This is a genomic window from Micropepsis pineolensis, from assembly GCF_055392125.1.
Genome location: NZ_AP042408.1, coordinates 3,368,254 through 3,381,307, shown reverse-complemented (window position 1 = coordinate 3,381,307; position 13,054 = coordinate 3,368,254). Strand labels below are relative to the sequence as shown.

Below are 13,054 nucleotides of genomic sequence, written 5' to 3'. Positions count from 1 at the left end.
GCGCTTCGTTCAGTGTCTTGTTGTGTCCGTTTTAACAATCGGTTTGGCATAGAGCCTTTCGTGGAAGAAGACGGCAGCCTGCGGCCCCATTTTCTCTGCTACCAGCGTTAGAAAGTCCGCTGTGGTGGCGTTATGGGTACGGGCATACTGGCCATGCAATGCGCGTAGAACGTCGTCGAGTTTGTCCCGGCCGAAGGCCTTTTCGGCATCAATGAACATTAGTGCCCCGCGAGGGTACCAGTTGATTTCCTTGTCCTGCGCGTCGGGTTGGGTTTCAGCGATAGCATCGCTGGTGCTGTTATGGTTCAGCTGTTTGTTAGCCCACGAGGTATAGGCCTTAGCTGCGTCATCGCCATAATATTCCTGTGCCAGCCGGTAAGAGCTGTAATCGGCAAGGGATTCATCGATCCAACCGTTTTCTGTATTGGGATCGGCAATCATCCACCAGAAATGGGCCATTTCATGCAGGATTATCCGTTGAAACCTTGCCGACATCTCCTTGTCGGCTTGAACCTTTTCATTAGCCATGATCATGACGATCAGTGGCAGGCGGGAATAAGCCGTCGTAGGGGGGCGTGGTGTGTAGAAAACACGTAATCCGCCATGATAGGGTGTCGGACCATAAAGTTCCGTCAGCCGGTGCAACCCGGCGGTCAGAATATGCGCCGTAATCTGAACGTCATCATTCGGTTTAGTTTTGAAATGAAGGCTGACTTTTTCATCACCTTGTCCTGTAACAACGGTCTGAAGATCGGGGACTGCGGCCAGCACCATATCAAAGCCGGGGATATGCGAGATGAAGGTTGCGGTTGTCTGGTGTCCTTTATGAACCTGATTGACCGGATTTCCGTTGCTGATCTGGCCATAGCTATCCGGCAGCGTACTGTGCAGCGTGAAGGTAAAACGCTGTGACAGCGAAAAGACCGGGTACCAGCTGCTATAGATCGCCAGCTCTACCAGTTCTGGCGTGATCATGTTGATGCCGACCTCTGCTGCGTTTATCTCGCCGCCATAGGTAAGCTTCAACTTATGCGGATGGGGCGCACTCACCTCTACAGCGCGGGTAAAATCAATAAAAGCTATCGGTGGAGCCTGTTCCGCGTCATGAAACGTTACAGGTTTTCCGTCTGCAGTGGCTTTGTATATTTTCAGGCCTTTATGCAGATAGAAAATGGATGCGGGCGGATCGGTAATTTCGATCGTGGCTTCCAGATAATGCTTACCCGGTTCTATGTGGACGGTGGCATCGTAGTGTGTAATGGGTATTGAGTTTTCTGCCAGCGCCCCTTGGCAAAGCGTCATGGCAAACGCGCAAAGTAAGGTACGCACCCACATATGTGATATCCCCTGCAAGCGGGTCCCTATCCCCGCTGGGGAACCCGCAAAACGGGTGTGTAAAATCTACGCAATTCGGCCAGTGTCAATATCTGAGCCATGCGCGTGGAATTATGCCGCGAAATCGCAAAATTCCGTCTGTTTTTTGGGAAAGATTGGCGCTCCCAACGAGAATCGAACTCGTGTTTCAGCCTTGAGAGGGCCGCGTCCTAGACCGCTAGACGATGGGAGCGTGCGGTTTGCGCCGCGCTTATAGCGGCCCCGGGCAGCAGACTGCAAGAGCCTGCTGCCGCAAAACCGTTAAATTTCGCCGGGGCGGGGGCTGGCGGGCTTATGGCTGGCCCTGTTCCCCGGCGTCTGGGCTTATTGCGGGGCGGTGGCGTCGATATGCGAGATCAGGCGGCCGTCTTCCAGATCAATAATATCGATTTCGTCCTGTGTGGTTGAGCGCACATGCAAAATCAACCGGCCCGGCTGGGTGTCTGTGCTTAAAATCTTAAAGCCGGGGGCCAGATGCATCGAAACCGGTTTACTGGCCTTGATTGGCTTAGCGGCGGTAACCATGGTGGGGGTAGAATCAGAATGGCTGTTTCCGCCCAGCACGATTCCTGCGATAAGCGCACCCAGTCCGAGGACGATCAGCACGCCCAAGGCAATCACAACCCCTAACATAAACCGGTTTTGTGCCGGTTTAGGGCTTTCAGGTAAATTGGTATCGATGTCAGACACGCATTCCTCCGATAATGATACGCTACGCCAGGTGGTGGCGTCTTCCGACCAGACGGGGATCCGTCTGGACCGGTTTCTGGCGGATTCTCTGGCCGATATCAGCCGTTCGCGCCTTGGTCAGCTTATAGCCGCCGGGGCGGTCAGCCGTGATGGCGTCACGATAAAAGACGGCAACCACCGGGTCAAACCCGATGATGTCTATCAGGTGGTTTTACCGCCGCCGCTGCCGGCCGAGCCGCAGGGGCAGGATATTCCCCTGACCATCGTCTATGAGGATGATGATCTGATCGTGGTCGATAAACCGGCTGGGCTGGTGGTGCATCCGGCGGCGGGCAACCCCGACGGCACCCTGGTTAACGCGCTGATCGGCCATTGCGGGGCCTCGCTCAAAGGGATCGGCGGCGAAATGCGCCCCGGCATCGTGCACCGCATCGACAAGGATACCTCGGGTCTGTTGGTTTCGGCCAAGACCGAGCGGGCGATGGGCTCGCTCGCCAAGCAATTCGCCAACCATTCAATCGAGCGGGTCTATACCGCCGTGATCTGGGGGGTGCCCCGCCATCGTCAGGGCGTGGTCGATACCATGCTGGGCCGCAACCCCTATGACCGCAAGCGTATGACCGTGCTGCGCATCGGCGGCAAAGAGGCCCGCACCCATTATAAGGTGCTGGAGGTCTATGGTGACGAGGATCGCCCCTTTGCCAGCCTGATCGAATGTCGGCTCGAGACCGGGCGCACCCATCAGATCCGGGTGCATATGACCCATCTGGGCCATCCGCTGATCGGTGATGCCACATACGGGCGCGGTCGGCTGTCGCCGCGGCCCAAATCCGACGCCGAGGAGCAGGCCTATAAAATCGCCGGGGCTTTCACCCGTCAGGCACTGCATGCCGGGGTGCTGGGCTTTCAGCATCCGACGCAGCATAAGGTCATGCACTTCACGGCCGACTGGCCGGAGGATTTCGCAACATTGGTCGCCGCGCTGCGTGGCTTGAAAACGCCGTAATGATACATACATCTGGTGTGCTGGCATCTGATAGGCGGGAAGGGGTTTTCTTTACCGTTATCCGGTTTTTGCGCACCGTGTGCTATGGTCGGCGGATCGGTCCATCGATCGGATTGGCCCATTTAAGGGAGTTAACATGAGTGAACGTGGGCTTCCCGTCCTTCATGGTGAAAATGGATTAAAACGCTATCTGTCTGAAATTCGTAAATTCCCGCTTCTGGCGCCGGAAGAGGAATATATGCTGGCCAAACGCTGGAAGGAGCATGCCGACCCCAAGGCTGCCCACCGGCTGGTAACTTCGCATTTGCGTCTGGTGGCCAAAATCGCCATGGGCTATCGCGGCTATGGCCTGCCGGTGGCGGAAATCGTCGCCGAGGGCAATGTTGGCCTGATGCAGGCGGTCAAGCGTTTCGAGCCGGAAAAAGGCTTCCGGCTGGCGACCTATGCCATGTGGTGGATCCGGGCCTCGATTCAGGAATTTATTCTGCGCTCGTGGAGCCTGGTGAAAATCGGCACCACCTCGGACCAGAAGAAGCTGTTCTTCAACCTGCGCAAGGCCAAAAGCCACATTAACGCTATTGAGGATGGTGATCTCAGCCCCGAGCATGTCGCGACCCTGTCGCAGCAGCTTGGCGTGCCGCCGACCGAGGTGGTGAATATGAACCGCCGCCTATCGGCGCCGGATTCCTCGCTCAATGCACCGCTGCGTTCGGAATCCGAAAGCGAATGGCAGGACTGGCTGGCCGACGATACCGACAGCCAGGAAACTGTGCTGGCCGAGTCCGAGGAATATGACGAGCGCCGTCAGTTGCTGGTGGCGGCTCTGGTCGAGCTGCCCGAGCGCGAACGCGAAATCCTGCGTGCCCGTAAGCTGCAGGAAGATCCGGTCACACTGGAAGAGCTGTCGACCCGCTTTGGCATTTCGCGCGAGCGGGTGCGCCAGATCGAGGTGCGCGCCTTTGAACGGTTGCAGGAAAAAATGAAGGCGGCACTGGCCGCCAAACGGGCACAGATGGTTGAATCTGTGGCCTGAGCGGCGCCTGGCGCCCCCGGTTTGTCGTTCTTTATTGGTCAAAGCCAGCCTTCGTCAGGCTGGCTTTGTTTTTTGTCTTGGGCTTTGGCGCATCAACCTGTCTGTTTTCAATGGTAACATGAAGCCTTTGTGATCGTGTGACGGTGCTTGTCATGGCACTGACGCGGAACCGATACAGATTCACAGTACTTGCACCGCCTTGACGTGTTGCGATCCTCAAAATCCCGGAAGCGGTTTTTCGATGGTGCGGGGATCCCATGTTCTGGGGGATCAAATGGTTTCATCTGTGATGGTACGCCATTGGGGAATGATGGCGGGCTCGATGCTGGTTTTGTCACTGGCCGCTGGTGTGACGGCAGGGGCGGCTACTGACAGCGCTGCGCTGGCCACGGGGTGGGATGGCACCGGAGTGGAAACCGTGGTTGTCACCGGCACCAAATTCAATGCCGAGGCGGCACCGGCCAAAGCGTCACTCGCCACCACCGAGCCGCAAACCATCATCACCAAGACCTATATTGAAGATACCGCATCAGACACTGCGGATTATGTCACCGTGCTGGCGATTGCGCCGTCGATGACCGGTCTCGATATCAATGGGCCGGGTCTGTCGGATGGTAATGTCAAGAACACCCTGCGCGGTATGCCGGACGGCAGCTTCGGTATGACCTTTGATGGCGTTCCCTTTGGCGATACCAACGGTCCGAGCCACCATTCCGGTTCGTATTTTCCATCTTCGACCATCGGCAGCATCAATGTCGAGCGTGGTCCCGGTAACGCAGGCAACCTTGGCGCGGCGACCTATGGCGGTTCGATCAATATGTATTCCGACGCGCTGCAGGATGAAACGCAGTTCAAGGCGGCCGTCACCTATGGCAGTTGGGATACCTGGAATCTGACCGGCAATCTGCAGACTGGCACGATCGAGGCACTGAACGGTGCCCGTCTGATGGTTAATGTGCAGGATACCGTCAGCAGCGGTTATATTTCGATGCAGAATACCATGCGTGATAACGAGCTGATCAAGCTTGAGGTTCCGCTGGGCAGTCAATGGTCGCTGACGGTGTTTGCCAATCGGAGCAATCTGCATCAGCATATCAATGACAATAATGGCGAGACCGCCGCACAGGTCATGACCTATGGTAAGGATTACGGTTTGCAGGATACCAATCCTGCTCTGGCCAATTATTATGACTATAATTACGAAAATAAGCTGACGGATATGGATTATCTGCGTCTGCGTGGCACCGTGCTGAACGGGCTGACGATTGACGATCAGATCTACACTTACGCCTATATCAATAAGACCGTCAGTGCGACCAGTACCGAGCAGACCATGGCTGAAATCACCGCCGGCGTTACCGACGGGCTTGGTACCAAGGTGAGCGGTACAAAATATGCCAGCGACATTCCCGGCTATACCAAGCTCAATGCCTATCGCGTCTGGGGTAATATTCTGCGCATCAGCAAGGACTATGATTACAGCCTGGTCAAAGGTCAGGTGCGGCTTGGATTGTGGACGGAAGGCTCGGCGACCAATCGCCAGCGATACTATTTCGACATCACCAAATGTTTTGCCGCCGGGTGCGATCCCTTTGACAGTGCCTGGGACTATGCCGATACCAATGCCAAGAAGGGTACGACCTATAACGGCAAATCGGGTGTGGGGTATCTGGAGCATTCCGGCTGGCTGCAATATCAGCCGTTCATTGAAATCGACATCAAGCCGACCAGCGATCTGACCATCACCCCCGGCTTCAAATATATCGACTGGACCCATAGCATCAGCGCACCGGTGATCTCCGGCTCCAAACCGCCTGTGGCCTATTCCGGCCCGGACCATTTTGTCACTTCGCGGGCACTGCCGTTCCTGACTGCCAATTACCGGCTGGGTGACAGCTGGAGTGGTTATTTCCAGTATGCTCAGGGCATCTATGTTCCCGATATTTCGGTATTCGAGCAAAAGGGAACGGTGGCTAGCTTCCCTGCCGCTGAAACCACCACCAACTATCAGATTGGCACGGTGTATTACGCCGATAATTTCTCGTTCGATGCCGATCTTTATTATATCGGCGTCAATAACAATTACAGCTATGTCAGCTGCTCAACGATCGGCGGTTCTTCCGGTGAATATTGTGCGCTTAATACCGGCAAGGCGATCTATAAGGGGGTTGAGGGTGAGGCAACCTATAGCTTCGCCGGGTTGTTCGGTGATGCAGGCTGGCTCGATGGTCTGATGTTGTTCGGCAATGGTTCGCTTAATTCGGCCAAATCCGATGGCTTGCAGCTCAACAATGCGCCGCTGTGGACCGCGGCGGCGGGCCTGATCTACAAATGGAACGGGATCAACGTCTCCCTGATCGATAAGACGGTGGGGCAGCAATATCTGGACAGTACACATGTGGATGCCAACGGGATTGCTGCCGGTACCGCCGGGTATCGTGGCAGCGCCTTCTATCACCTTGGTGCTTACAGCACGGTCAATCTGACCGTTGGTTACAGCTTCGCCAATTTCGAGGCCAAGATTGGTGTCAACAATCTGTTCGATGATCGCAGCATTGTCAGTATGAGTATTAATGACAGTGCCCCTTCGGGGACGTCGGTCAAAGACCTCGCTAGCCGCAGCGCCAGCCTTGATCAATATTATTTTCAGGCCGCGCGCAGTGTTCAGTTCACCTTGAAAGCCAAATTGTGAGGGCGGGAATAATGCGCAAAATCTCTTTCGTATCTGCTGGCTGTCTGGTGGCGCTGGCGTTGGTCCCTGCCGGGGCGGCGCCTTTCGCGCTCACCAGTCCGATCGTGGCGGCAGAGATTCTGCCAGCCCCGCCCGCCGCTGGCAGTCCGGCGGAAAAAGCGGATCTGGCTGAGGTGGCGCGGGTGCAAACCCTTGCTGGTGCAGGCCGTCAGGCTGTTGCCGCGGCTGATGGCAAGACAAAATCGGTGGCGGCTTTTGCCGGGGTAATCGGGCCGGGCTTCGATCTGGCCAAGCTGCCAGCGACCGCCAAATTGTTTGATGATATCCGCGATACCGAGGTGGCAATTGTCGATAGCGGCAAGGGCTATTTTAAACGCCCGCGCCCCTGGGTCGTCGATGCTGCGCTGAAGCCTTGTTCGCGCAACGACGAACCGCTGACTTCCTATCCCAGTGGCCATACCACTATGGCCTACAGTATGGGGGTGGTTCTGGCCCGACTGGTGCCGCAAAAGGCAGCTGCCATTCTGGACCGCGCCGCTGACTATGCCGAAAACCGGGTGATCTGCGCGGTGCACTATCGCAGCGATATCATCGCCGGACAGGCCCTGGGGACTGCCATTGCGGTGCGTCTGTTTGCCGATCCCCTATTCGAGCAGGAATTTAGCGCTGCTAAGGCCGAACTGGTGGCGGCCCGGCTTAGCACAGAGGGATATTAAGCGGCGTTTTTCCTGATATAATTGTATCCGTTGTCTGTCACAATTTGTGGTATGCTGTCTGACGCAACCCGTACCCGGAGAGTGCAATGGATCGACGCGACCTACTTCCTTTTGGCTCTGTCGGGACGGATACACGACTAAGCACGGCCGAAGAGCGGCTGGTGGTGGCCGCCCGCGAAGGACGCCGCTGGGAGCCGCTCGCCGATCTCACCGGTATTGATTTGCCGTGTCAGGCGCTGGCGTTTCCCTGGCTGTCCGAAACCGGCATTTACACCGGGCCGCTGGCGGCCTGTGCCGTTCGGGCTCAGGTGCTGTACTGCCTGATTACCGGGGCCCGTTGGGCCGAAGGCATGGCGCCGTGGCCGCTGCATGGCTCGGGGCTGGTACTGTCCCATGCCGTGGTTCATGGCGACCTCAATCTGGAGGGGTGCGAGGTGCTCGCCCCGCTCATCATCCGTGACAGCGCCATTGTCGGCCATGTCAAACTGCGCGACGCCCACACCCGCAGCCTCGGTTTCGACGGCACCCATCTGCATTCGATCTCGGCCCAGCGTGCGGTGATCGAGGGCAGTCTGTGCGTTGGCCGTGGCTTCTTCGCGCTTGGCGGGCTTGATTTGCGCGACGCGTCGATCCGCAACCGGCTGGATGCCCGCGGCGGGCGCTTTGAATGCTGGTCGGCCTTTATGCTGGCGGCCGAGCGGTTGTTCGGCTGTTCGCTGGCCGCTTCGGCGCTTAAAGTCGGTAACGATGTCATGCTGGCCGATGGCTTCCATGCCGCAGGCTCGATCAATCTGATGCAGGCGGACATCGGCGGGAATCTGATCTGCGCCGGGGGGATTTTCAGCCCCGAATCCGGCAAGGCCTTGTGTGCCCGCGCCGCCACGATCGAGGGCGAGGTGCTGCTCAACGACAAGCGCTATGACTGGCAGCAACCGGCAGCCTTCGGCACCCGCGCGGTGGTCGAGCGCCACCCCTGCCATTTCCATGGTCAGGTCGATCTGGCCGAGGCCTGCATTGGCCTCAATCTGTGCTGTGACGGCGGCTGGTTCCACAATCCCGGCGCCATCGCGCTGGAATGTGCCGGGATCGATGTCGGTGGTGATGTCTGGCTGACCGATGGCTGCCGCATTGATGGTCAGGCGGATTTCACCGCGGCCATCATCGGGCGGGGCTTGCGCTGTCGCGATGGCCGCTTCCGCGCCCCCGGCGAGGAGGCCTTGCGCCTGAAAGCGGCTCAGATCGGCGCGGGGCTATGCCTCAATCACACGGCTGAATTTGTTGGTGCCCTCAATTTGCGCCGGGCGGCGGCGGCCTTTGTCGATATTGACGAGGCGTTGCTTACCGCACCGGTCGGGCCAGCGGTGGAGGGGGCTGCCACCAATGCCGTGGTGCTGGACGGTTTCGTCTATCAGCGTCTGGCGGACGAGGATGTGCCACTTTCGGCACTGGTGGCATGGCTCGACAGCGCCCGGGACGAGGATATGACCTGTGCCTTCAAGGCGCAGCCCTGGATGCAGGTCGCCCATGTGCTGCGTGACATGGGCGCGTTTGATAAGGCCGATGCGGTGCTGGCCGCATTGGCCGACCGGCGCGGCAGCGCACATTAGGCGCTGACCCATCACCGCGCCTTTGGCGTTAGTGTTCGGTGCCGAACAGCTCTTTCAATCCGGCGTCGGATGCGGCGCAGACGCCTGCTTCGGTGATCAGCCCGGTGACAAGGCGCGCTGGTGTGATGTCGAAGCCGGGGTTGGCGGCACCGCTGCCGGGGGCGGCGATGTCTACGGTGACGACCTTGCCGTCCAGCCGTCCGCGCATTTTCAGCACTTCATCGGCCGAGCGTTCTTCGATCGGAATGTCGGCCCCTTTGGCCATCTCCCAGTCGATGGTGGTCGACGGCAGCGCGACATAGAACGGCACGCCGGTGTCATAGGCCGCCAGGGCCTTGAGATAGGTGCCGATCTTGTTGGCGACATCGCCATTGCGGGTCACCCGGTCGGTGCCGACAATACAGACATCAACCTTGCCTTGCTGCATTAAAAGGCCACCGGCATTATCGGCGATAATGGTATGGGGCACGCCATGGGCCCCCAGCTCAAACGCGGTGAGCGAGGCGCCCTGATTGCGCGGCCGGGTTTCGTCGACCCAGACATGGACATCGATGCCTTCGTTATGGGCCATATAGATCGGGGCCAGCGCGGTGCCCCAGTCGACACAGGCAATCCAGCCCGCATTGCAATGGGTCAGCACATTGAGCTTGCCGTTATTCATCGCGGCAATTTCGCGGAAGATTTTCAGACCGTTCTCGCCGATGCGGTGGCAGATCTCGACATCTTCATCACAGATCTTCGCTGCTTCGGCCCAGGCCAGGGCAAAGCGGGCCTCGTGGCGGGCGGGTGTCAGAACCTTGCTCATCCGCGCCAGCGCCCAGCGTAGGTTTACCGCCGTTGGCCGGGTGGCCAGCAACATATCATGCGCCGCGACAACATTTTGGCTCGACGGATCGGCGCGCATGGCCAGCGCCATGCCATAGGCCGCGGTGGCCCCGATCAGCGGCGCGCCGCGCACCATCATCGTGCGGATGGCGTCGGCGCAATCCTCGGCGCTTTTTAAGGCCGCCGTGGCAAATTCATGCGGCAGTTTGATCTGGTCGATGACTTCGACGGTCTCATTGGCCAAAGGCCAGATGGTGCGATAAGGTTGGCCGTTGATCTTCACGGTTTGGTCGCCTGCATGGAAGACATTTTCTCAAAGGTGCCGAACCAGCTGGCAAGCTGGGGGCGCCCCTCGCGCCAGGGTACGTCGGCAAACCGAAAATCGAGATAGCCAAGCGCACACCCCACCGAAATTTCGCCGATGGTCGGCGCTTCGGCAAAACGCGATGCCTGGCGCTCCAGCACATCAAGCGTGAGGGTTATCGCGGTCATATGCTTTGCGCGTGTCTCGGAACTTTGCTGTTCCGCGGGGCGCATGGTTTCCAGCCGGTGCGCCACCGCCGCATCACAGATGCCGTCGCCCAGCGCCTGTAAGGTCAGGGCCTTCCAGCGCCCCTTGCTATCGCCCCAGATGTTGGGCTTTGGGAAGAACTTCCCGCCGCCGAGATCGTCGAGATATTCACAGATCACCGGCGAGTCCACCAGGATGGAACCATCGTCAAGCACCAGCGCCGGGATCTTGCCAAGCGGATTTACCTTACGCAGCTCTGTCCGGTCAGCGAGATCGGCCTGCACTTCTTCGACCATCCGGGTGAGGCCGAGCTCGTGAATGATGATCCGGGCCTTGCGTACAAACGGCGATGGCGGCAGCATGAACAGCTTCATGGCGCTGGTCTCCTGTGATGTGTGAAAATCAGTCGCCGGCAAACGAAACCAGCGTGACGACATCCTTGCCCAGTGCGCGGATCTTATCGGCCCCGCCAAGGTCGGGCAGGTCGATGACAAACGCGCAGCCGACCACCCTGGCCCCGGCCCGCTCCAGCAGCTCGATCGCCGCCAGCGCGGTGCCGCCGGTGGCAATCAGGTCATCGACCACCACAACCGTCTCGCCGGGTTTTACAGCATCAATATGAATTTCGATGCTGTCGGTGCCGTATTCCAGCGCATATTCCTGTGCGATGGTTTTGTAGGGCAGCTTGTTTTTCTTGCGCACCGGCACAAAGCCGGTGGAAAGCTGATGGGCCACCGCACCACCTAAGATAAAGCCGCGGGCTTCGATGCCAGCGATCTTATCGATCTGTAAGCCGGCATAGGGCAGCACCAGGGCATCGACCGCGGCACGGAAAGCCTGCGGATGGCCGAGCAAGGTGGTGATGTCACGAAACATGATGCCGGGCTTGGGGTAATCCGGAATCGTGCGGATCGAGTCGGCAAAATTGTAGCCGGAAAAATCGCCAGAATACGTGTTAGCCATGACTAGCCTTTCTTCAGCACGCGGCCTGCCACGGCGTCGAGCTTGGCCAACAGGGCCGGGTCGCGTTTTTCCGGGGCGGTCATCAGCGCATTTTCCAGCGCGGTTTCAATTGCGGGGGCGGGGGTACGGCCTGCGGCCATCTTCTGCGCCGTGGCGCGGATCAGTTTGCGGGCATTGGCGCTGTTGGCATGCAGCACTTTGATCACCGCCTCGACCGTGACGCTGTCATGATCGGGGTGCCAGCAGTCATAGTCGGTGACCATGGCGATTAACGCATAGGGCAGCTCGGCCTCGCGGGCGAGCTTGGCTTCGGGCATGGCGGTCATGCCGACCACCGAGCAGCCCCAGCTGCGATAGAGGTTGGATTCGGCCAGCGTCGAGAATTGCGGCCCTTCCATGCAGATATAGGTGCCGCCAATGGCGTGGGGGATGCCTTCGGCGCGCGCCGCCTCGGCAATGACGCTCGCCAGCTCGGACGATATCGGGTGCGAGAACGGCACATGCGCCACCAAACCGGTGCCGAAGAAGCTTTTCTCGCGGGCAAAGGTGCGGTCAATGAACTGATCGACCAGCACAAAGCTGCCGGGGGCGAGTTCTTCTTTCAGCGAGCCAACCGCCGAGACCGAAATCACATCGGTAACGCCGGCGCGTTTCAAGGCGTCGATATTGGCGCGATAATTGATCGTGGTCGGGCTGTGGACGTGGCCCCGGCCATGGCGCGGCAGGAACACCATGTCGAGCCCTTCAAAGGTGCCGAACAGAAGTTCGTCCGAAGGCTCGCCCCATGGTGAAGAGATTTTCTTCCACTCAGGATTTTCCAGGCCGCCAATATTGTAGACGCCACTGCCGCCAATGACGCCGAGAACCGTTTTACCCATGGGATTGTCCGAAATGTTGCAGTCGGTTTTAGCACGCTCGCACCGCGCTGCCAGCAGTTTGTCGCAACGATTGTCGTGGATCATTGACGCGGGGTGGTGCGTCAAAGTTGCTTATTATAGAAGTACAATTATTAGATGTGGTTGTATTGCAGGAAATATCGCCCGCGCTTCTGGCTTAAACCAGCCGCGGGCGATGTGGGCGCTTTTAAAGGGGGCTAGCGCGGGCTGCGCTTGGCCAGAATGCGCTGCAGCGTGCGCCGGTGCATATTAAGCCGACGGGCGGTTTCCGACACGTTATGGCCGCACAGCTCGTAAACGCGCTGAATATGCTCCCACCGGACACGGTCGGCCGACATCGGATTTTCTGGCGGCTTGGGCTTGGACCCCGGCGCGGCGAGCAGCGCGTTCATGATGTCATCTGCATCGGCCGGCTTGGGCAGATAGTCGATGGCGCCATATTTGACCGCAGCTACGGCAGTCGCAATGTTGCCAAAACCGGTCAGAATGATGACACGGCTGTCGGGTCGTACCTGATGCAGTGTCTCCACCACATCGAGGCCATTACCATCCTCCAGCTTGAGGTCGACCACGGCGTAAGCCGGCGGTGCCTCTTTAACGATAGCCTTGCCTTCGGCCACGCCAGCGGCGGATCGCACGCTGAAACCACGGTGTTCCATGGCGCGGGACAGTCGCTCGCGTAATGGGTGATCGTCTTCTACGATAAGGAGGGACTTGTCTTCTTGGGTCGTCATTATGCAA

12 protein-coding genes and 1 tRNA gene are annotated in these 13,054 nt (G+C 58.6%); 5 read left to right on the top strand and 8 right to left on the bottom strand.

Annotation, left to right across the window (positions count from 1 at the left end; translation table 11 throughout):
* Positions 1 to 9 precede the first annotated feature (9 nt).
* The 3 genes from ACZ5RI_RS15000 to ACZ5RI_RS14990 all read right to left on the bottom strand — a co-directional run bounded on the left by ACZ5RI_RS15000 (position 10) and on the right by ACZ5RI_RS14990 (position 2,064).
* Positions 10 to 1,302 (bottom strand): M1 family aminopeptidase, encoded by a 1,293-nt coding sequence (locus ACZ5RI_RS15000; protein ID WP_464514012.1) that lies wholly within the window; start codon positions 1,300 to 1,302, stop codon positions 10 to 12.
* A gap of 189 nt (positions 1,303 to 1,491) precedes the next feature.
* Positions 1,492 to 1,567 (bottom strand) — tRNA-Glu (locus ACZ5RI_RS14995).
* A 131-nt stretch (positions 1,568 to 1,698) separates the two neighbouring features.
* Positions 1,699 to 2,064: a hypothetical protein gene (locus ACZ5RI_RS14990; protein WP_464514011.1), complete on the bottom strand. Its 366-nt coding sequence runs from the start codon at positions 2,062 to 2,064 to the stop codon at positions 1,699 to 1,701.
* On the opposite strand from ACZ5RI_RS14990, the gene ACZ5RI_RS14985 reads away from it, so the two are divergent.
* The 5 genes from ACZ5RI_RS14985 (at position 2,054) to ACZ5RI_RS14965 (ending at position 9,118) form a co-directional block, all read left to right on the top strand.
* Entirely contained in the window at positions 2,054 to 3,070 is a 1,017-nt protein-coding gene (locus ACZ5RI_RS14985; protein ID WP_464514010.1) for an RluA family pseudouridine synthase, read from the top strand. The two genes, ACZ5RI_RS14990 and ACZ5RI_RS14985, sit on opposite strands and share 11 nt — an antisense overlap.
* Before the next feature lie 136 nt (positions 3,071 to 3,206).
* Positions 3,207 to 4,103 carry an RNA polymerase sigma factor RpoH gene (rpoH, locus tag ACZ5RI_RS14980; RefSeq protein ID WP_464514009.1) on the top strand — a complete coding sequence of 299 codons (897 nt, stop codon included), beginning with the start codon at positions 3,207 to 3,209 and terminating at the stop codon, positions 4,101 to 4,103.
* Between the two features lie 274 nt (positions 4,104 to 4,377).
* A complete protein-coding gene (locus ACZ5RI_RS14975; RefSeq protein WP_464514008.1) occupies positions 4,378 to 6,795 on the top strand; it encodes a TonB-dependent receptor in 2,418 nt (805 codons plus the stop codon).
* An 11-nt stretch (positions 6,796 to 6,806) separates the two neighbouring features.
* A complete protein-coding gene (locus ACZ5RI_RS14970) occupies positions 6,807 to 7,511 on the top strand; it encodes an acid phosphatase (protein WP_464514007.1) in 705 nt (234 codons plus the stop codon).
* Between the two features lie 86 nt (positions 7,512 to 7,597).
* Positions 7,598 to 9,118, top strand: a complete 1,521-nt coding sequence (locus ACZ5RI_RS14965) for a hypothetical protein (protein ID WP_464514006.1) — start codon at positions 7,598 to 7,600, stop codon at positions 9,116 to 9,118.
* A gap of 28 nt (positions 9,119 to 9,146) precedes the next feature.
* On the opposite strand, the gene mtnA is transcribed toward ACZ5RI_RS14965, so the two are convergent.
* The 5 genes from mtnA to ACZ5RI_RS14940 form a co-directional block, all read right to left on the bottom strand.
* A complete protein-coding gene (gene mtnA / locus ACZ5RI_RS14960) occupies positions 9,147 to 10,226 on the bottom strand; it encodes an S-methyl-5-thioribose-1-phosphate isomerase (RefSeq protein ID WP_464514005.1) in 1,080 nt (359 codons plus the stop codon).
* On the bottom strand, positions 10,223 to 10,828 hold the full coding sequence (locus ACZ5RI_RS14955; RefSeq protein ID WP_464514004.1) for a glutathione S-transferase family protein: 606 nt from the start codon (positions 10,826 to 10,828) through the stop codon (positions 10,223 to 10,225). Before ACZ5RI_RS14955 ends, mtnA begins: the two co-directional genes overlap by 4 nt.
* Positions 10,829 to 10,856: 28 nt before the next feature.
* Positions 10,857 to 11,417, bottom strand: coding sequence for an adenine phosphoribosyltransferase (locus ACZ5RI_RS14950; RefSeq protein ID WP_464514003.1), 561 nt, complete (start codon positions 11,415 to 11,417; stop codon positions 10,857 to 10,859).
* A gap of 2 nt (positions 11,418 to 11,419) precedes the next feature.
* Positions 11,420 to 12,295, bottom strand: coding sequence for an S-methyl-5'-thioadenosine phosphorylase (locus ACZ5RI_RS14945; RefSeq protein ID WP_464514002.1), 876 nt, complete (start codon positions 12,293 to 12,295; stop codon positions 11,420 to 11,422).
* 215 nt (positions 12,296 to 12,510) lie between these two features.
* Positions 12,511 to 13,047 (bottom strand): ActR/PrrA/RegA family redox response regulator transcription factor, encoded by a 537-nt coding sequence (locus tag ACZ5RI_RS14940; protein WP_464514001.1) that lies wholly within the window; start codon positions 13,045 to 13,047, stop codon positions 12,511 to 12,513.
* Positions 13,048 to 13,054 lie beyond the last annotated feature (7 nt).